Here is a 20737-nt window from a genome sequence, read left to right on the forward strand (position 1 = left end):
TTTAAGATATTAGAGCGTGCCCCTAATTCAAGTGTTTATGACTAAATGGGCTAAAAATGGCTAAATCTTTGGCAAACGGTGTCAAATAGCTGGTCAATATCTTGATATTACCTGCGTTATTTTCCTTGTTTGCCTATGATTTATCTCATTTTTATCACCATTTTTAAAATAGGGACACGCCCTATTTTCAACCGCACAAAAAAACCCAGCTATTAAGTAGCTGGGTTTTTCTTTTTAGTCTTTAACAGTTTTACGTATTATTCTCTGTTATTTTCCAAATACGTGTACTGCTTTGATGTTGACAAACTCTTTAATACCAAAGCCGCCGTGCTCGCGACCATAGCCTGAGTTCTTCACACCACCAAATGGCAGTGCAGGATTGGCAAGACCGTAACCATTGATATAGACCATACCAGTATCGAATTGCTCACTGGCTAAGCGAATGGCTTTTTCTTCATCTTTTGAGAAGATAGCGCCGCCTAGGCCGTAACGACTGTCATTTGCAATGCGCATTGCATCGTCGTCATCTTTGGCGCGAATCAATGACGCCACTGGGCCAAACAATTCATCGTCGTAGGCAGGTTGACCTTTCTCGACATTTTCTAAGATAGTTGCTGGATAGAAACTGCCTTTACCTTCTGGTACTTTACCGCCAACAGCAATCGTTGCACCTTTTGCTACGCTTTGTTCTACTTGCTCATGCAACTGATCTCGTAAGTCTGCACGCGCCAATGGACCGATGTCTGAGCTGTCATCCATTGGGTCGCCAGATTTTGTACCTTCAAATTTTTCTACGATACGCTTGCGGAATTCATCATACACGCTATCGACCACGATGAAGCGTTTCGCTGCTACGCAAGTTTCACCGTTATTGACTAAACGGGCTTGGGTACAGGTCTCTACAGCGGTTTCTATATCGGCGTCTTCTAGTACGATAAAGGCGTCATTTGAACCGAGCTCTAGTACTGATTTTTTGATTGCTTTGGCCGCTTGTTGACCAACGATACGACCAGCAGCATCACTACCTGTGAGCGTTACGCCACGTACTTTGTCATTTTCAATCAATTTTTCTGATTGGTCATGGTCAATCAAAATTGTACGGAATAAATCATTTGGCAGTTCAGACTCGTGGAATATTTTTTCGATCAATAAGCCAGAACCTGTGACGTTTGCTGCATGCTTAAGTAGCACGCTGTTACCTGCCATCAAGTTAGCAATGGCATAGCGAAAGACTTGGTACGCTGGGAAATTCCATGGCTGCATACCATAGATAACACCGATTGGCTGATAAGTCACGATACCTTTTTTCATGCTTTCGATATCTCGCTCATCATCGGCAAGCGCAGCAACACCATTTTCAGCAGTGTAATCACAAATTGCTTTACATAGATCAACTTCTTGCTGGCTTTGCCCATAGAGCTTACCGCGCTCTTCGGTCATAAGGCGAGAAAGCTCTTCTTTATATTCCATCAGCTTGTCACCGATAGATTGAATGATACGGCCACGCTCTTCATGGCTCACCGTACGCCACTCTAAAAATGCATTATGTGACGCATCAACGATTTTGTTAACTTCGTCGTTGGTCATATAGTCATAATTTTTAATGTCTTCACCCGTTGCTGGGTTAACAGTAGTAATATCTGACATGTAGATGTCCTTATTATTTGATTTTATATATTCAGTATTATTGGCACTTTTAATTGTTTGGTATTGCGTTGATAGGATAACTCAATAAATGAATCGATAAGTCGTTTTCTATCTGTGCTTATCATAACAAGGTATTTGGCGAAGAGTTTTACAATATATTGTGAAGTGTGTTGAAGATGTTAACAGTGTAACCTTCTTATTAAGAATAGCTAAATATTGAATAAGACTACATAGCAACACTAAACAAAAAAACCAGCCTAGTGGCTGGTTTGGTTCGTTGAATATACCAAATATAGGTTAAACAATAATATTCAAAATGAGTTGATTACTTACTATAAGATACTTACTACTTTGTAAAAAGTCTCATTAAAACAAGTGATTAATGACAGGTATTTCTTGTGGTGGATTTTCTTCCTCAGCCACTACTTGCCGTGCCACATGCATGATTAATTGACGCAACCAACGGTGAGCAGGATGGTGCTGTAGCAATGGTGACCATGCCATGGTCAGCTCAAACTCAGGAATAAAAAAAGGCGGTTCTTCCATAATAATACTGTCGTTATTAGCCTGCATACGAGCCACACGGGTTGGCAATGTCGCTATCAAGTCTTTATTTGCGGCAAGCATGGCTGGCATCTGATAATGACGAGTGAAGACGCTAATTTGGCGTTTTTGGCCCAAACGTTGCAATGCCTGATCAATAGATCCTAGGCCACCTGATTTTTCTGGATTAACCCCAAATCCCACGCCCATCCCTGTTTTAGATACCCAAACATGTTGCGCTTTTAGGTAGTTTTTCAGATTAAAGCGGTTGGCATAAGGGCTTTCAGACGATAGCAGGCAACTAAACGTATCACGCCATACCAATACTTGATGAAAGCTCTGTGGTATCTCATTAAAACGATTAATCGCCAAATCAACACGCCCCTGCTCCATATCGCGATAAGAGACATCTGAGGGTGTCAAAAAATCCAAAATGACATTGGGTGCTTCCGAACGTAGTGCCTTCACTAGCCTCGGTACCAAAGTCGCTTCGGCATAATCTGATGTCATGATTCGAAAAACACGAGAGGTACTATAAGGACGGAATTCGGTACGCGGCTCTAGTACTTGAGTCAAATCTGCAAGTATCTCACGGATGCGTGGCTGCAACTCAAGGGCGCGCTCAGTCGGTGTCATCCCTTCAGAGGAGCGCACCAGCAATGGATCATTAAATAACTTACGCAAACGGCGCAAGATATTGCTCATGGCAGGCTGGGTGATACCAAGCTGCTCAGCTGCGCGAGTGACGTTTTTTTCTCGTAGCAACACATCTAGATGGACTAATAAATTTAAATCAACCCGCTGCAAATTCATATGTATTTCTCTTAGCTTTTAAAAGACAAGCACCACGGCATGCTTGGTGTTATCAGTACTGAAATGGTGATTTTCGATCTAGGACCGCATAATTTTGCGAATTTTTATTGGTTTTACCGCAAAAGATACTCAGCATAACTCAATTTCATCACCATAAGATACTGTTATGACTACATTATAACCTATAAAAATACTAAAGATAAGTATCATAAATTAGATAAATCTTGGTAAGGCAGTTATAGTGAGTTCCATAAAGGATTTGCGGTACAGACCACAAACCTGAGTTTTACGAACGGGTTATCGTCCAAAAAACAACATAGTTAAATAGCATAGTAACGGTTTATCTCGACAGTGAAACACTACCAAGTGTCAGTATAATTGTAACATCTCTTGTTGCTAATTATGACAACGCTGTTTATTAAATGCTCAAACACCTTTGATAGACATGGACAAGCTGAATCAACACTATACATCAGTAATTATTTGTCAACTGCTGAGTTCAGCAATCTTCTTGTATTCATGCACAGGTTTGTTTAGGGTAAAGAAGACCTTTACGAGGTATTGATAGCATCACTACCAAATTTATTGATAACGCAAATTATTACTTTAACGCTCAATTTATTATTTTTTACACCCTACCAAGGAGACTATAGATGTCAACTGCATATAAATCAGCGATCGACCTAGTACGTGAATTAAAGCAAAAGCACGGCAACTGGCAGAACATTAGCGAGACTGATGCCGCACGTATGATGTCACAAAACCGTTTTAAAACGGGCTTGGATATCGCAAAGTATACTGCAAAAATCATGCGTCAAGACATGGAAGATTATGACAATGATACATCTCAGTATACACAGTCTCTAGGTGCATGGCATGGTTTTGTGGCACAGCAAACCATGTATGCTAAGAAAAAGTACTTCGGTACGACCTCTAAAACTTATATCTATCTTTCAGGTTGGATGGTAGCGGCGTTACGCTCTGAGTTTGGTCCATTACCTGACCAATCTATGCACGAAAAAACATCAGTACCTAAGCTAATCGAAGAAATCTACACGTTTTTGCGTCAAGCTGACGCTAAAGTATTGAACGACTACTTCCGTGAGCTAAATGCTGCTGAAGAAGCGGGTCAAGACACCTCAGCTATCCTAGAAAAAATCGAAAACTTTGATTCACATGTTGTGCCAATCATCGCTGATATCGATGCAGGTTTCGGTAACGAAGAAGCGACTTACCTATTGACTAAGCAAATGATCGAAGCTGGTGCTTGTGCCATTCAGATCGAAAACCAAGTATCTGATGTGAAGCAGTGTGGTCACCAAGCGGGTAAAGTGACTGTACCGCACGAAGACTTTATCGCCAAACTAAACGCCATCCGCTATGCATTCTTAGAGCTTGGTGTCGAAGACGGTGTTATCGTTGCTCGTACTGACTCTGAAGGCGCATCGTTGACGCAAAAAATCCCAGTATCAAACGAACCAGGTGATCTTGCTTCTAAGTACATCGATTTCCTTGAAGTTGAAGAGATTGAAATCGACGAAGCAAAAGAAAATGACATGCTGCTCAAACGTGATGGCAAATTGGTACGCCCAGTACGCCTAGCAAACGGTCTATACCAATTCCGCGAAGACACCAACATCGACCGCGTGGTTCTAGATTGTGTAACTGCTCTAGAAAATGGTGCTGACCTACTATGGATTGAGACGCCAACGCCAGATGTTGCGCACATCAAATCAATGGTTGACCGTATCAAAGAGCAACAGCCTAAAGCCAAGCTTGTATACAACAACAGCCCATCATTCAACTGGACGCTTAACTTCCGTAAGCAAGTCATCGCGAAATGGGAAGAAGAAGGTAAAGACATCTCTGCATACAATAAAGATGACTTGATGAGTGCTGACTACGACGGTACTGAGCTTGATGCAGCAGCTGACGTTGCCGCTAAGAACTTCCAACGTGATGCGTCACGTGAAGCTGGTGTATTCCATCATCTAATCACGCTACCGACTTACCACACGACTGCTCTTAGCGTTCATGAACTTGCTAAAGGTTACTTCGGTGAAGAAGGCATGCTTGCTTATGCAGCTGGCGTACAACGTAAAGAAATCCGCGAAGGCATCTCTTGTGTTAAGCACCAAGCAATGGCTGGTTCTGACCTTGGCGATGACCACAAAGAAATCTTCTCTGGTGATAACGCACTAAAAGCTGGTGGTGGCAAGAACACGATGAACCAGTTCTAATAAACCCTAGACTAGCAGTACGTACTTAAAAAACCGCCCTATATCATGTAGGGCGGTTTTTTATTGCGGTTTAAATAATCAGAGAGTGGTAGACTAATAATTATCAAGCAAAACCGTCAATCAAAGCCATCAGTCAGAATTATTAGGAGCCAATATGCAAGAGATAGAGCTGAAGTTTTTGGTACCAGAGTCACGTCTAAAGGGTTTAATGCGGCAAGTAAAAGTTAAATCTTCCCAAGTGACGCAACTGGCTGCACATTACTACGATACTCCTGACCAGCAGCTTGCACAGGCAGGTATCGGTCTGCGTATTCGCAAAGAAGGCGATACTTGGGTACAAACCATCAAAGCTGGTGGCGATGGCATTGCCACTCGTTTGGAGCACAACGCTGTGTTAGATGACAAGCAAGTGCAGGAAATGCTTCATAATAATGGGCTGATGCCTGATTTGACGATATATGCAGAAACTCCTGTCGCCTCTGCATTGGCTGACTTCAAACTCAAAAAGTTAGCAAAAAACCTAACACGACTGTATGTCACCAACGTCGAGCGCACCACGCGCTTACTGATAGAAGATAGTAGTGACGAAACTGATAGTTGTATCGAGATGGCTTACGATCATGGAGAAATTGTCCATGGTACTGATGACTCTCAGCGAAAAACCATTCAGGAGATAGAGTTCGAGTTGGTGTCAGGAGATTTAGATTTTTTGTTTACGACAGCCAAAACATGGTGCAAACGTTACAAGCTGTGTCTATCTACCGTGACCAAAGCTGAGAACGGTGGCTTGCTCATCAACGGACAGAACCACAGTCCAGCAGTTGGCGCTGACCTAAGCCAACTAGATTTGAACAAAGACAGTAGCATGCCCGCCTTTATACGAGCAGCCGTACATAACTGTCTATTACAGATACTGCCAAATAGCAGTGCTATCGTCGCTGGAAGCATTGATGACGAGCATGTTTTGCAGGTAAGCATTGGTCTTGAGCGCTTGCAGGCTGCGTTAACAGCATTTGATAGCTTTTCTGACGAGATCAATCCTGACTGGCTACCGATACTAAAGCAAACCTCGTCGTTGCTGGACAATTATTACCAACTCACTCATATCAATACCTATATCGAGCCTGAGCTACAGGCACTCGGAGCCCCTGCTGTTGATTGGACGACAGATATCGAGAACATAAAAATCACACCGATCAATACACTGCAAGCCAATGACTTTCAGCTCACCTTGCTAGAGCTGATTGCCTTTACCATGAGTGACCCTAGTATTGAGCCTCAAACGGATAAACTTGCTCTCGACAAGCTAGCAAAAATTCTATCGAAACAATATAACAAGTGCCTCAAAGCAGATAAAGAAACTGATGAAGTAAGCAGTACCGATCTTGTGAGCGATGATGTAAATGTTGATATGGATATCTCTGAGGATAATCAAGACGAAGCGCTACTATGCGATCACCTAAAAGCGTTACGCTACATAAGTGAGTTCTCTGCGCCTTTGTTAAGTAAGAAAAAAGCCAAGAAGAAAACCAAACGTTGGTTAAAGCGTCTGATAAAAGCGCACATAGCGCTAGAGCAACGCAATGATGACAATCAATATCAACAGTTCTATGCCCTAAAATCAGCGAAAGATACCAATGCTCTATATGGTGCAGGTTGGTTTGCTGCCATGCTCACCGATGACCCAATTTATATCGAAACGCGTTTGGCTAAATTTAAAGACAGCTCAACATTTTGGTAAAACGTCTTACTCGGTAAAGATACCTCGATAAAGATACATTGCTTAGTAAAAAGGACAGCTTTTATCAATGAAGCTGTCCTTTTTTATAGATAAACCATTTTATTTTTCGCTTCGATCTTATCGTTCAATATTTATACCTTTCACTACCATCCTTAGCCGTCATCGGATTTTTTGGCTCAAATACTGATAAGTAAATATGCTATAGAAATGTAGAAATAATAAGCACAATTAATCTTCGTTAATCTGCAACGATCATTACCGGCATACCCTCTTCGACTTGCTCAAATAATTCCACGATATCTGTATTACGCATACGTATACAGCCATGTGAAAGCGGTATACCCATCGGCTCAGTATCTGGTGTGCCGTGGATATAGATGTAGCGCTCATAAGTATCACAGCCACCTTGACTGTTGCTACCTTTATTCGAGCCTTCTTCCAAACCGCTCAACCAAAGAATACGGCTCAGTATCCAATCACGCTTGGGATGTAACGTGCTAAGAGCGGCATCATACACCTCGCCAGTCGGCACACGGCCCACAAACACAGCATTCATAGGCTCACTGCCGCCTATTTTTTTTGCAATGATATGCTGACCAAGTGGCGTGCAACCACTATCTTGCTGACTACCGATGCCATTTTTTGCCGTAGAGACGGTATATTCAGTGACCTCAGCTTGCTGCTTATGCATTGTTAATGTCTGCTTAGCAATATTAATCACTAGATGTTTATTAAAAGTTTCATTATTCGTCATAAATGCTTCCCGCTATCAATCATCCATAAGATAACTGTTAAGGTAATTAGTAAAACTGATTCAAAATTTCTATTATCAAGGGATTGTGTCAATGCTTTTGGCACCGTAATATAGAGGCACACTTTTTGATGCTAGCAGATTATGACGACTATTTCACCGACACGTGTGTCGATGTATGATTTTTTATATCATGATACCAAGCCTATGCTGCCACTTTTGGCTGATGCCGCACAGCTCTCATTGCCACAAGCGAGGCTGGCAATGGATGCCAGTCTACAAGCTATTGTGAGCGCGCTTCTTGCCTATCAGCAGCAACATCAAGAACAAGCACTCAGCAAAAGACTATTTGGACGTGCTGCTGTCAAAGAGTTACGACAATATAACTCCATGAATTTTGCGACTCTTAAGGCGACGTTATATCACCGAAACGATGCAGCAGATGCCGTTTTTAATAACAGCGCCCGTGTGATAAAAATCAGTGATCATATTGCTGAAGATATTCAAGCAAAAACGCAGCAAGTTCAAATCTTACTCACCTCTTTATGCGTGATTGTCCTTCGAGAACTGGCCATCTTGGCAGAATACAGTCAACTCGATAGTGACGAGATGAATAAATGGTTTGCCCTACAGCCACAGTTTTTGTCCGCAGCACGCTTTAACAATGTACAAACGCAAGCAGTGCCTACTCTTGAGTCAGAGCGTGCTAACAGCGAGCCGGCCACACTGACAGAGTCTGTAGAAAACAAAGAGTCTTTGGAAAATCATGCGCAGAGTGTAGAACTCAAACTATTACACGCTGAGCAGCTATCAAGCACCCCGCCACCTTTTGATAGCCACTGGTACGAGTTGACAGGGTTCGAGCCTAAAAACCATGAACCTGTACAAGACATGCAATTGGCAACGGGTAATTACCTAAAAGCTATTGGACGCTCACCGGAGAACTTGCCGCAGGGTCGTCACAACGACATGCTGGTATTTGAAGAGATGCATGCTATTGCTTTGCCACATCAGCGCTGGTTACTGCAGTTGGCGAAAATCTCTGATATTTATCTTATTCGAAACCGACTGCGCATCAACTCTGAACCCGCCAATCCACCAAAGCCACCTTTGGTAAGCTTAGGATTGATCGGTGGCAATAATGACAACACGCCAGCGACAACGAGCGAAAAGCCGATAGAATATGATGCTTCCACACCGCTTTGGAAAAACCCTGTCATTCTTATTATTATACTTGTCATCGGTGTACTGGGGGCGCTCGCTACACTCAAATATCAATCGCAAAAGTCTGATGGCGTCGTGCTCGCCACCGAAGAAATATTAGCACAAGATATCACTGATGAGCGGCAGCAACAAGATGTCGCTATTGTGAGAGTGGACGATGAAGAGTCTGATACGGCAGAGACAGCACAAGCTCAATAAAGACATGTGCTTTTAATAAACTGATGTTCAAAACGGAGTCTTGATAGAAACGCATCAGCCATAAAAAAAGAGGCGCTATTTATATAGGCCTCTTTTTTATTGCTGTTGAGCTAAATAGTTAATTAACTATGTATAATCGAAACGCTTATTTAGACAAATCGCGACCACGGCTAGCTTCGATAGCCAAACGCAGACCATTTAGACGGATAAAACCTTCTGCGTCTTTTTGATCGTAAGCACCTGCATCATCTTCGAAAGTTGCAATTTTTTCGTCAAATAACGAATCATCTGACTTGCGACCGACGACGCTCACAGCACCTTTGTATAATTTTACACGTACCGTACCGTTGACGTATTCTTGTGATTTGTCAATTAATGCCTGTAGCATCATACGCTCAGGGCTGAACCAATAGCCATTGTAGATGATTTTTGCATAGCGTGGCATGAGCTCATCTTTTAGGTGGGCAGCTTCACGATCAAGCGTTAGTGACTCGATACCGCGATGGGCTTTTAGCATAATTGTGCCAGCTGGCGTCTCGTAGCAACCACGTGACTTCATACCAACATAACGGTTTTCAACGATATCTAAACGGCCGATACCATGTTTACCGCCGATTTCATTCAGCTTAATCATGACTTCATAAGGCTTTAGGGCTTCGCCATCGATAGCAACGATATCTCCTTTCTTGTATTCTAGTTCTAGATATTGCGCTTCATCAGGCGCGTCTTCTGGACTGACAGACCAGCGCCACATGTCTTCTTCTGCTTCAGTGTACGGCTCTTCTAGAACGCCACCTTCATAAGAGATATGTAGCAAGTTGGCATCCATTGAATAAGGCGATTTTTTCTTATTGCCTGCATAATCAATAGCGATGTCATGCTCTTTGGCATATTGCATTAAGCTTTCACGGCTTGATAAATCCCACTCACGCCAAGGAGCAATCGTTACCACGTCTGGTGACAAAGCGACAGCACCTAGCTCAAAACGAACTTGGTCATTCCCTTTACCAGTTGCGCCATGACTGATGGCATCGGCATTGTGTTCTTTAGCAATCTCAACCAAACGCTTTGCGATTAGTGGACGAGCGATAGACGTACCGAGTAAATACTCACCTTCATAAATGGCATTGGCACGGAACATCGGGAATACGTAATCACGGGCAAACTCTTCACGCAAATCTTCGATATGGATGTGCTTGATACCCATTGCTTGAGCTTTGGCTCGTGCTGGCTCAACTTCTTCGCCTTGACCGATATCAGCGGTAAAGGTGATCACTTCCGCATCATAGGTTTCTTGCAGCCATTTAGCGATGATTGAGGTATCAAGACCACCTGAGTATGCCAATACGATTTTATTAATATTTTTTGGATCAAGTTGAGCCATGAAAAACTCCTGTTATGAGAATTTAGTTTTAGTAAACGCGCTAAGATCAAATCGTAAGCAAGTTAAAAAGAAATTACCTGCTCAGTGTACATCATATTTACTATAGGCAAAAGTCTAACTGCCATAAGGCGTGTGCTTTTGGCTTAAATCTTAAAAAGGGTTAAATAGTACTCAATGAATTATGTACAGATATTTCGCCTTATATTTAGTCAACTGGGCAAATCTGTTATGATAGTCGCACAGTATTATCCTCTTTTTTTCCTTTATTTGACGATATAGAGCGCTTTGACACTATGACTGATTCGATTAGAGAATTAACCATCCTTCAGCCAGATGATTGGCATATTCACTTGCGCGACTATCAGGCTTTGAGCACCACTGTGCCGCACGCAGCAGGTAGCTTTAACCGTGTGATCTGTATGCCAAACCTTGTGCCGCCAGTCAAAAATGCACATGATGCGCAGGCCTATCGCGCGCGTATCATGGAAACTTTGGCAGCAAGCGATTTAAGTCTTGAGCGAAAATCAGCCTTTGATCCACGTATGACTCTGTACTTAACGGACAATACCACTGCTCAAGATATCGAATTGGCCGCACAGTCAGGCATCGTACAAGCGGTCAAACTTTATCCTGCTGGAGCGACCACCAACTCTGCCGATGGTGTTACCAATATCAATGCCTGTGTCGATGTATTTGAAGCACTAGAAAAGCACAATTTACCACTATTGATACATGGTGAAGTGACGCAAGACCATATAGATATCTTTGATCGCGAAAAACGCTTTTTAGATGAAGTGTTGGCGCAAATCATCGTCAAATTTCCAACATTAAAAATCGTGGTAGAGCATATAACGACCAGCGATGCAGCAGATTTTGTATTGGCTCAAGGCAACCATGTTGCTGCTACTATTACGCCTCAGCATTTAATGTTTAATCGCAACCATCTATTAGTTGGTGGTATCAAACCGCACTTTTATTGCTTACCTATCTTGAAGCGTGAAAGCCATCAAAAAGTCCTGTTGGATGTGGCCACGAGTGGTAATCCAAAATTCTTCTTGGGTACCGACTCTGCGCCACATGCTACCGACAAGAAAGAAGCCGCTTGCGGCTGTGCTGGTTGCTATAGTTCAGCAACTGCCCTGCCGTTATATGCCACTGCGTTTGATAGCGTTGGCAAAATAGATAAGCTAGAAGGATTTGCCAGTCGCTTTGGCGCGCAGTTCTACGGTCTACCTCTAAACGAGAGTACTATTACGCTTGTCAACACGCCTATGCAAGTACCAAACGACTACCCTTACTTTGATGGTGCATCATTAACGCCGCTCATGGCAGGTGAAACGTTACCTTGGTCGCTTAAGATTTAGTAGCCACACAGCCTAGCACTAACAAAGCAACCTATTATTTTTTCTATAATGCCAATGATACCTTTGTACTAAACCTCATTAGTGCAAAGGCGTTATCGATGTTATGAAATAATGATGTGCAATTCCATATACCAGCACGACTGATAAAAGTGATTGAACTTGATATGACCAATCAAAATACAGCAACCTTGCCTGACGCAGATGTCTCAAATTCCACGGATGACGACCTGAACGTAATTCCAAGTGCTGCTACTGAAGACAAGGGCGACGATGAGCAAACACCCTTGAGTCTAAAAGACCGATTTCGTAAGTTTTTGCCTGTCGTCGTCGATGTCGAGACAGCGGGTTTTAACTCTCAGACTGATGCGCTACTAGAAATCGCCTGTATTCCTGTACTACTTGATGAACATGGCGTATTTTACCCAGGTGAGGCATTCAATGCGCATATTGAGCCATTTGAGGGGGCAAATTTAGAGCCCAGTGCCCTTGCCTTTACTGGTATAGACCCTAACAACCCAATGCGCAAAGCCATTGCTGAAGATGAAAAAACGGCCCTTCGCCGTATCTTTAAAGGCTTAAAAGAAGTACGCCGCGAAGAAGAGTGCCGTCAATGTGTTCTGATTGGACACAACGCGCATTTCGATTTGGCATTTCTCAATGCAGCTGTGCTACGTACCAATAGTAAGAATCACAATCCTTTTCACAATTTTTCAGTGTTTGATACCGTGACTTTGTCTGCACTGGCATTTGGACAAACTGTACTAGCACGGGCATGTAAGGCAGCAGGACTCGAGTTTGATGGTAAAAATGCTCACTCAGCACTGTATGACACTCAAAAGACAGCCGAGCTGTTCTGTCACATACTCAATAATTATCCTATGCTCGCTAATGCGATGCACAATGAAGAAGCTACAGAAGCATCAGCTGATAACGATAGTGAATAAGTCACATATCATATATTGCCAATCATACATAATAGTGCTATTTGTAATATTTGATGACTTTGACATCTTGATTTGATAATCAATAGGGATATGATTGATATCACGATAAGCAGATGGAATTATTTTGTATAATAATAAATGTCATATTTTTGGACGACTAATATGACTACTTATGATGAATGTCGCGCTTAAGCGATGCAGTTATATCCTATAGATAGTTCAAGTTGCTCACTCTGCCTTGTTAGCGAATACTATCGAGGCCTAATAGGAGGAACTTTATTATGGATCCACAACTTAAGTTATGGGGAACCATCCTAGGCTATATGTTGCTCGCTTTAACTATTAGTGTTTGTACTTCCCTATGGGTTCGGTATCATTTAAAGCGCAATGATCTCCATCCTCGCCGTGCAATTAAAAAAAGATATTTAATTTTAAAAAGACGTAGAAAAAGGCTTGACAGGAAACGCAGACGCTACTAAAATACGCACCACTTCAGCATAAATGGTGAAAGCAGTTGAAGTGTTGTTACTAGTCCCCATCGTCTAGAGGCCTAGGACACCGCCCTTTCACGGCGGTAACGGGGGTTCGAATCCCCCTGGGGACGCCACTATTTGGCGTCACTTGTTAGCACTCAATAAGACTAACAATGGTACCACCGAAACCCCCACTCATAATATGTTATGAGTGGGGGTTTTTTATGTCTGCTCTTAATATCCAAGCTAGTTGTTTAAATAGAAAAAGCCAGCATTGAATCAATGCTGGCTTTTTCTTGTTTGTCTGCTCAACTAGATATAATTAGTATTTAGCTCGATGAGCAATCGTATGAACATACTTAAAATCATAAGAGAATTAACGCCTATAACTATATTATTTATCGATTACAGCATTAGCCATAGCAATGTGGCAGCTATCATCAAGCCGAGTACCGTCTGAATTAAAAAGAATGCTTGGTGTTGACCAACGACCTTACTCAACGTCACCCCTAGCGTACTGTATTTGACAGGAGGCGTATCAACGTTACCTGTTCTCGTTTGCTCTTCATAGTAGCCCTGCAATATGTCCAAGAACTTCTGCCACTCATTAGAATCCCACTCATACGGCTTAAATGGCATTAACTTTTTAAGCTCAGGCTCTTTAGTCATCCAACGCTCAAGGGTAATTGAACGTAATGACCAACTGGCAAAACGACGTTTGGTAATCTCAGAAAAATCTAAAACCTTCAATTCTTTATGTCGATCATCTATCAACAAACGATTTTTTAGGTTGGTTAGTGCCTGCTCTGAGCCTTCGACACACTGCAAAAAGTAGCCATTGCCATAGCAAAGAATACCCGTGATATTATCTATTTGATTGCGTTCGACCGCGATCTCTGAGATATCATTAAGCGTGCTAGGACTTGAAAGACCAGTAGAGGTAATCCGGCTTATATATACAAGCTGGCAGAGATCTGTCGTTACTGGATTTGTTGAATCGTTGATTGTTGACAATCAGCTTCTCCCTATTATCAGGTAAATGTCGCTAAAACAATCATGCTAACTTCAGAAAATATAGAGACAACATAACTAAGCGCAATGAATCGGTCTGATATATTATTGATTTTATAAGCTTTTTATATTAATTGTATTAAGTTAGTTACATCATAGGTTAGATTGGTCATCAAAGCAACCTTTTATTAATTGATAGTCTTGCTTATATACAAAAAACATGTTTTAAATATATATTATATATTAAATTAATATATCTTAACTTTTATTGAATCTAAAAATTGCCGTGAAATTGATGCGATATTGACAGTCATTACCTTGAGTTATCTGATATAAATACGAAGCAAATCTATAAATTTGATTAATGTGAGAATTGGATATCCAGAATTGCTGCCAGTAATATGGCGTCATCAGGATACGTAAGCTTGATGTTTTGTCGACTACCCGGCACCAAACGTATAGGTAGCGCTAAGTGCTCAAAAGCACTGGCTTCATCTGTGATGCTAAGCTGATGTTCAGACACATAGCGTAGGACGCGTTTTAGCTGACCTAAACGAAAAACTTGCGGGGTTTGTGCTTGCCATATGTTGCTACGGTCAATAGTGCATTTCGCATAAGGAATGAGTCTATCTTCCTCAGTAGGTGTGATTTTCTGATAGGAGCTCTTCAACGTATCGGCCGCCGGTGTCGCTAAGATAGCACCATAAGGCTCCCTCATGGCCGCTTTAATAACTCGATCGACATCTACACTCGGTACAGCGGGACGTGCCGCATCATGAATGAGTACCAAATCCGAATCATCGGCGCCTGACTCACTGATGGCCTCTACCCCTGCCTGCACTGACTGCCAACGCTCGGCCCCACCAACTGCGTAATATATAGGAAGCTCAAACTTTAGCTCCTGCGCTGTGCTGTCGTCTGCTGCTACGACCAATAGGCATTTATTAATATAATCGCTATGACCAAGCCTAGCCACGCTGTGCTGCAACAACGTCTGCTCTTGTAGCATTGTGTACTGTTTGGCAATGGATGCACCAAAACGGCTGCCGCGACCAGCTGCGACGATCATGGCGTGTATATTAGGGGTTTTATTCATAGTGTGATACTCATGGTTGAACCCATGACGATATATTTAAAGAGAGATAGTGAAAATGATAAGAATGACGGATGGCTTTATAATAAATGATGGGGCTTGATATCACATCATACAGATCGATAGCTATAGCTTAATAGCTACTATGCGTCGTTGGTGCAGTTGATACTTGGACAAAAGTTTCATTTGGTTTGATTAAGCCCAAATCTAAGCGAGCGTGCTCTTCTACCGCCTCAAGTCCAGTTTTTAGATCTTGCACATCGGTACGTAATAGATTGTTTGCTGCCACTTGGTTATCATTTAAGCGTTGTTGCTCTTCAATTTGAGCCGTCAACTTGTTATGTTCAAAATGGCCATTTTCCCCCAGCCAATACTGATATTGCAATCCCAAAAGCACTGCAACGGCTAGAGCAAGTAGTATAAATTGGCTAAAATATTTCATAAGAGGACAACGCCAAATAACATAGAAAGAATGATATAAGAGTTTTAAGATGATTAGGCGATACACAAATGATTATATATCGCCTAGATTCAATGATAAGTTCGGCTTTTGAGCTTAGACTTTTTGACGCATATTACACGTTAAAAAGCCAAGTCAGTCTGTTAACCACGTAGACCGATAAACTCTTCACGGCCACGGTAGCTTGCACGTACTTGCTGCTCGATGCGTAGCAATTGGTTGTACTTAGCAACGCGGTCTGAGCGGCATAGTGAGCCTGTTTTGATCTGACCGGCAGCGGTACCAACTGCTAAATCCGCAATGGTGCTGTCTTCGGTTTCGCCTGAACGATGCGAGATGATGGTTGCATAGCCATTTTTCTTCGCCATATAAATCGCATCTAGCGTCTCTGACAATGTACCGATTTGGTTGAACTTAATCAAAATGGCATTGGCAATATGCTTATCGATACCTTCTTGCAAGATTGTAGGATTGGTCACAAATAGATCATCACCGACCAACTGGACTTTATCACCAATCTGCTCGGTCAGATACTTCCAACCATCCCAATCTGACTCATCAAGACCGTCTTCGATAGAGATAATAGGATACTGACGCGTGAGCCCAACGAGATAGTCTGAGAACCCTTGGCTATCGAAAGCTTTGTTGCCTTCGCCTGCCAATACGTATTGACCGTTCTTGTAAAATTCACTAGCCGCACAGTCTAGCGCAAGATGAATGTCTTCACCCGCTTTGTAGCCGACTTGTTCGATCGCCTGCATAATAACCGTGATGGCTTCTTCGTTGCTACGTAGATTTGGTGCAAAACCACCTTCATCACCAACAGCGGTATTTAAGCCTTGTGATTTCAATACAGACTTTAAGCTGTGGAAAATCTCTGTACCAGCACGCAGCGCTTCTGAAAAGCTGGTAAAGCCAACTGGCTCAATCATAAACTCTTGAATATCAACGGTATTGTCCGCGTGCTCGCCACCATTTAGGATGTTCATCATTGGCACAGGCATGGTCAATGACGTCTGATTACGCAAGTTAGCAATATACTGATGCAATGGCAGATTCTGTGACTTGGCTGCCGCTTTGGCTGTGGCAAGTGACACCGCTAGCATGGCATTCGCACCAAGGCTCTCTTTGTTTTCTGTGCCGTCTAGTGCAATCATGGCATCATCAATACCCTGCTGTTCAGTCACATCTTTATCAATCAAAGCACTGCGAATCTGACTGTTGACGTTGGAAACGGCTTTTTTGACGCCTTTACCCATATAGCGAGATTTGTCGCCATCACGTAACTCAAGCGCTTCACGTGAGCCTGTGGATGCGCCACTTGGCGCCGCAGCACGGCCGACAGTGCCATCAGCTAAGATCACATCAGCTTCGATAGTTGGGTTGCCGCGCGAGTCTAAAATTTCACGAGCGCGAATGTCTTTAATTGCGGTGACGTTGTTGGTTTCTTCAGCGTACATAATGTCTGTTAATTCCTTTGGTCATGCCAAGTTTGTGAGATAAATAACGGCAGCTAGCATACAAAAAAGATAAAGAAAAATATCATATAGCCAATATACCTAGAATCCCTTCAAGCCTTTCTGCCATATGGCTGTATTTGCATATGAAGGAAGGCTTATTGAACAGATTAACGGTTGGCTATCGTGCTTGGCATCATAGCATATATTTTACCAAACTTCCCTTATCTTACACTGACTTGCGGTCATAAATATCATCATAGATAGGTATATCTCAAATACTCGTTTGGTCTACGTTGATGAAATATCAGTGCTAATACAGCAATTATTATTTCGCTAAACGCGTTTCATTGGTGTGCGGGTCAGATACCGTATTCTCAAGCGCAACCTCTGTCTTAAATCGTGTCAAGCGTAATGCATTCATCAAAACTGAGATGGAGCTGAGTGCCATCGCTGCTGCTGCAATCATCGGATTTAAGAAGCCCAAAGCGGCAAGCGGGATACCAAGGCAGTTATAAATGAAAGCAAAAAACAGATTTTGTTTAATATTGCGTAGCGTTGCTTGGGCAATCTTCTGCGCCGCATCAATATGCATGAGCGACTCGCCCATTAGACGGGCAGAAGCGCTGTGCTGCGCGACATCTGTTCCCTCAAACATTGCAAAGCTGGCATCGGCAGTGGCCATCGCTGGCGCATCATTGACCCCGTCTCCTGCCATCGCCACCTTATGACCAGCAGTTTGCAGCCGTGCAATTTGACTGGCCTTATCGCGTGGACTCATTTTGCCGTAAGCTTTTTCAATACCCAGCTGCCCTGCCACATGATCGACGACCGACTGCTTATCACCACTCATCAAGATCACATTAATACCCGCATTTTGTAGCGCAGTGATTGCTTGCGGGGTATCCGCTTTCAAGTCATCTGCTAAGGCAAATGCGCCTAGTGGCTCATCATTGATACTAATGGCAACGGTACTGGCAATTTGCCATACTTTTGGCATCAGCTTAGGTAACGTCATATTAGCAAATTCAGCCGTCCCGACGTTTACTCGTCCAAGTCCTTCGATGTTTGCCTGTATACCAGATCCTTTTATCACACTGATATCAGTCACATCGAACAAAGACAGCTGACGCTCTTTAGCCGCGTTGGTCAAAGCAGTTGCCAATGGATGACTGGCATGTGCTTCGACACTGGCGGCGATCTGCAAGACATCATTAACAGCGATCGACTTATCCATCATGACATGATCGACGATAGTGGGTCTGCCAATGGTCAGCGTGCCTGTCTTATCGAGCACCACCGTGTCAATATTCCCTGCCGCCTCGAGACTTTGCGCGTCTTTGAACCACACGCCATGACGCGCCGCAACCCCCATACCTGCCATGATAGCTGCTGGCGTGGCCAAACCAAGGGCACAAGGACAAGCAATGACCAATACTGATACGGCATGCATCAAAGCAGTATCGACCATACCAGTCAGCCACCATGTTAGGCCAAAAGTAACCAAAGCGATGGTCACTACAATTGGCACAAACACGGCGGTCACTCTATCAGCCAGCCTCGCCAAGTTAGCTTTTGAGCCTTGCGCATCACTCAATGCTTGCACCATATCGCCCAGCTTGGTGTCACTACCCTTGGCACTGACGCGATAGAGCAAACTGCCATTCTCCACCAAAGCACCTGCCAGTAATCCATCGCCCACTTCTTTTTTGAGCGCTATTGACTCACCTGTTAAGTGACTCTCCACGCACCAGCCGCTACCATCTGTGACGATGCCATCGGTCGCGATACGGCTGCCTTGCTTGGCACGCAAGATATCGCCTATTTGCACATCAGACAATGCAATAGAGTGAAAATCGCCATTTGGTTGCTGCTGTTCGACTTCATCTGGCGTCAATGACAACAGTAAATCGATACTGTTTAAACTGTGTTTTTTGGTACGTTCCTCCAAGTATTTACCAGTCCGCACAAAAGCAATAACCATCACCCCTGCTTCAAAATATACGGCTGGGCCATTACTAGCAACGTGTCCGCCCATGTGTCCACTTTGCAAGAGGCTCCCCAAAGTGCCATCGCCATGAGTAAGCCACAGATAAGTCGAATATGCCCATATCGTCACGGTACCAATCACCACCAGTACATCCATATTGGCAAGACCGCCTTTGATGGATGCCCATGCGCTCTTATAGAATGGTAACGCAAAGCCAAACTGTACAATCGTCGCTAAAATAAACTGAATCCAAATGGGCGGCATCCACGCCATCCCAGCACCCACCAACATGCCTGCCATACCCACCAAAAATGGCACCAAACACAACCATAAGCCAATCAATCGCCATGGATATTGGGTGGCTGTGTCTTCATCTGTTTTTGCAAATAAACTGTCGCTGGCCTGTAGATTGGCAACAAAACCCGTCTTGTTTACCCATTCTGTGACCTGTTCTGGCGTCGTTTGCGTTGGATCATAATCTACATTTGCCGTCTCACCAGCAAAATTGACACTCACTTCATACACCGAAGGCTTTTTATTCAGCACCTTTTCGATTCGTGAAGCACAGGCCTGACACGTCATGCCATCAATCGCCAATTGCAGATGCGCACGTTGCGGTGCAAGTGGCGTATTTGATTGAATGTCAGTCTCGACATCGTAGGATTCATCACTAGTGGTACGGGTAGTATCATTCATAAAAATAACTCTTTATAGCGTCTATATACTCATAGAAGCCATAATAAAATATCAGTGGATTGACAAAAAAATCAAATGAAACAAATAAAACACGATAACAATCAGTATGAATACGCTGTTTAGGCTATCCAATTATTATAGACAGACATATTGCAATATATTCAGGTAGCACCTATTAGATGGTCACAACCATCATCTATTCAAGTAAGCCTCAATCATTTAGTAAATAGCAGCAAACTAGGACAGCTATGGACGTAATCTATAATCAGAATTTTTAACCATTAAAAAACCAGCTAACATGCCAGTAATAACATGGTAGCTGGTTTTTTAGATAGATGACGACATTTATGAATTAGCGACAGTCGCCTCAAATCCAGCCTCATCAATGGCCGAAGCAATCGCTTCTGCACTGGTTTTGCTATCATCAAAGGTGACCGTCGCTAGATTGTCAGCTAGATCAACGGTGATCGTATCTAAACCGTCGATGTCGGCAGTAGCAGTATGTACACTTGCCACACAGCCGCTGCAAGTCATGCCATCAATTTGAATAATACGTGTTTGGCTTGCCATGGTTGGCTCCTTATTTTTATTAGTGAAAAGTAGCCTTGATAGCTGTTCTTCAATATTTACTTCTCAAAACCTATCAAAGTACCACTAAACTAGCATAAGCCCTATCATCAGCGACAGCAAGACACTTTGGTTGTTACT

General features: G+C 43.0%; 15 protein-coding genes and 1 tRNA gene. 6 read left to right on the forward strand and 10 right to left on the reverse strand.

Annotated features, from left to right (window positions below; genetic code table 11):
• Window positions 1-267 precede the first annotated feature (267 nt).
• Entirely contained in the window at window positions 268-1647 is a 1380-nt protein-coding gene (locus CUR83_RS10280) for an NAD-dependent succinate-semialdehyde dehydrogenase (RefSeq protein ID WP_071002117.1), read from the reverse strand.
• A gap of 366 nt (window positions 1648-2013) precedes the next feature.
• Window positions 2014-3003, reverse strand: coding sequence for a LysR family transcriptional regulator (locus CUR83_RS10285; RefSeq protein ID WP_071002118.1), 990 nt, complete (start codon window positions 3001-3003; stop codon window positions 2014-2016).
• Between the two features lie 653 nt (window positions 3004-3656).
• On the opposite strand from CUR83_RS10285, the gene CUR83_RS10290 reads away from it, so the two are divergent.
• Together CUR83_RS10290 and CUR83_RS10295 are read left to right on the forward strand one after the other, a co-directional pair.
• A complete protein-coding gene (locus CUR83_RS10290) occupies window positions 3657-5243 on the forward strand; it encodes an isocitrate lyase (RefSeq protein ID WP_071002119.1) in 1587 nt (528 codons plus the stop codon).
• A gap of 154 nt (window positions 5244-5397) precedes the next feature.
• Window positions 5398-6984, forward strand: coding sequence for a CYTH and CHAD domain-containing protein (locus CUR83_RS10295; RefSeq protein ID WP_284719596.1), 1587 nt, complete (start codon window positions 5398-5400; stop codon window positions 6982-6984).
• Window positions 6985-7222: 238 nt separating this feature from the next.
• On the opposite strand, the gene CUR83_RS10300 is transcribed toward CUR83_RS10295, so the two are convergent.
• Window positions 7223-7738, reverse strand: a complete 516-nt coding sequence (locus tag CUR83_RS10300; RefSeq protein WP_223333200.1) for a L,D-transpeptidase — start codon at window positions 7736-7738, stop codon at window positions 7223-7225.
• A gap of 141 nt (window positions 7739-7879) precedes the next feature.
• On the opposite strand from CUR83_RS10300, the gene CUR83_RS10305 reads away from it, so the two are divergent.
• Window positions 7880-9157, forward strand: a complete 1278-nt coding sequence (locus CUR83_RS10305; RefSeq protein ID WP_284719597.1) for a hypothetical protein — start codon at window positions 7880-7882, stop codon at window positions 9155-9157.
• A gap of 145 nt (window positions 9158-9302) precedes the next feature.
• Here CUR83_RS10305 and CUR83_RS10310 read toward each other — a convergent pair whose 3' ends face one another.
• Window positions 9303-10541 carry an argininosuccinate synthase gene (locus CUR83_RS10310; protein ID WP_071002124.1) on the reverse strand — a complete coding sequence of 413 codons (1239 nt, stop codon included), beginning with the start codon at window positions 10539-10541 and terminating at the stop codon, window positions 9303-9305.
• Window positions 10542-10834: 293 nt separating this feature from the next.
• Between CUR83_RS10310 and pyrC the strand changes: the two genes are divergently transcribed.
• The 3 genes from pyrC to CUR83_RS10325 all read left to right on the forward strand — a co-directional run bounded on the left by pyrC (window position 10835) and on the right by CUR83_RS10325 (window position 13456).
• Window positions 10835-11905: a dihydroorotase gene (pyrC, locus tag CUR83_RS10315; protein ID WP_093071330.1), complete on the forward strand. Its 1071-nt coding sequence runs from the start codon at window positions 10835-10837 to the stop codon at window positions 11903-11905.
• 164 nt (window positions 11906-12069) lie between these two features.
• A complete protein-coding gene (gene rnt / locus CUR83_RS10320; protein ID WP_223333204.1) occupies window positions 12070-12849 on the forward strand; it encodes a ribonuclease T in 780 nt (259 codons plus the stop codon).
• A 531-nt stretch (window positions 12850-13380) separates the two neighbouring features.
• Window positions 13381-13456: transfer RNA gene (locus CUR83_RS10325), tRNA-Glu, on the forward strand.
• Between the two features lie 271 nt (window positions 13457-13727).
• Here CUR83_RS10325 and CUR83_RS10330 read toward each other — a convergent pair.
• The 6 genes from CUR83_RS10330 to CUR83_RS10355 all read right to left on the reverse strand — a co-directional run bounded on the left by CUR83_RS10330 (window position 13728) and on the right by CUR83_RS10355 (window position 20599).
• Entirely contained in the window at window positions 13728-14336 is a 609-nt protein-coding gene (locus CUR83_RS10330; protein ID WP_223333206.1) for a BLUF domain-containing protein, read from the reverse strand.
• Between the two features lie 358 nt (window positions 14337-14694).
• Window positions 14695-15429 carry a 2-C-methyl-D-erythritol 4-phosphate cytidylyltransferase gene (gene ispD / locus CUR83_RS10335; protein WP_284719598.1) on the reverse strand — a complete coding sequence of 245 codons (735 nt, stop codon included), beginning with the start codon at window positions 15427-15429 and terminating at the stop codon, window positions 14695-14697.
• Between the two features lie 130 nt (window positions 15430-15559).
• The gene (locus tag CUR83_RS10340; RefSeq protein ID WP_058024088.1) at window positions 15560-15868 is read right to left on the reverse strand and encodes a septum formation initiator family protein; all 309 of its coding nucleotides are present in this window, start codon (window positions 15866-15868) and stop codon (window positions 15560-15562) included.
• 161 nt (window positions 15869-16029) lie between these two features.
• Window positions 16030-17346 (reverse strand): phosphopyruvate hydratase, encoded by a 1317-nt coding sequence (gene eno / locus CUR83_RS10345; protein WP_058024089.1) that lies wholly within the window; start codon window positions 17344-17346, stop codon window positions 16030-16032.
• A gap of 325 nt (window positions 17347-17671) precedes the next feature.
• Window positions 17672-20029, reverse strand: a complete 2358-nt coding sequence (locus tag CUR83_RS10350; protein ID WP_284719599.1) for a heavy metal translocating P-type ATPase — start codon at window positions 20027-20029, stop codon at window positions 17672-17674.
• A gap of 345 nt (window positions 20030-20374) precedes the next feature.
• On the reverse strand, window positions 20375-20599 hold the full coding sequence (locus tag CUR83_RS10355) for a heavy-metal-associated domain-containing protein (protein ID WP_071002129.1): 225 nt from the start codon (window positions 20597-20599) through the stop codon (window positions 20375-20377).
• Between the last annotated feature and the right edge of the window lie 138 nt (window positions 20600-20737).

Source organism: Psychrobacter pocilloporae (genome assembly GCF_029872915.1).
Classification (GTDB): Bacteria; Pseudomonadota; Gammaproteobacteria; order Pseudomonadales; family Moraxellaceae; genus Psychrobacter; species Psychrobacter pacificensis.